This is a genomic window from Campylobacter coli LMG 9860 (assembly GCF_000254135.1).
GTDB lineage: Bacteria > Campylobacterota > Campylobacteria > Campylobacterales > Campylobacteraceae > Campylobacter_D > Campylobacter_D coli.
Genome location: NZ_AINS01000155.1, coordinates 1 through 498, shown reverse-complemented (window position 1 = coordinate 498; position 498 = coordinate 1). Strand labels below are relative to the sequence as shown.

General features: G+C 26.5%; 1 protein-coding gene. It reads right to left on the bottom strand.

All coding sequences use genetic code 11. The features are described from left to right. Positions 1–282: 282 nt before the first annotated feature. On the bottom strand, positions 283–498 hold a 216-nt coding region (locus CCO88_RS09880; protein WP_002840937.1), incomplete at its 5' end, for a helix-turn-helix domain-containing protein.

Here is a 498-nt window from a genome sequence, read left to right as displayed (position 1 = left end):
TATATTTTCTATGAGTTCATCGGCGTGTAAATTTTTGTGAGACATTATTGTAGTGTTATCTACTGCGTAGTTATATGCAACTTCTGTATTTAAAAAACTTCTAGTGATTTGACAAATTTCACATTGTAATAAATTCATCTTAAACCTTTCATTTTTGAAAATATTTAAGAAAATTATATATTATTTATGAAAGTTTGTCAATATATTTCATTCATTTTTGATAAATTATTCTAAAATATTTGCCAAAAATGAAAATAAAGGGTGTGGAAAATTTCCATATCCTTATAATTCTGATATTATTTTATGAGCTTTTTTGATTGTTTCTAGCTTTCGCTTTAATTCTATATTTTCAAGCATTGTTTTTAAAAAAAGTTCTGTAAGTCGTGGCAAATCTCCGCTTTTCCAACGTGCTATAGTACTTTCTGGGATTTCTAACATTTCGCTTAGCTGTCGTTGAGTAATGTTTAACTCTTTGCAAACCTTTTTAACAATGTTTTC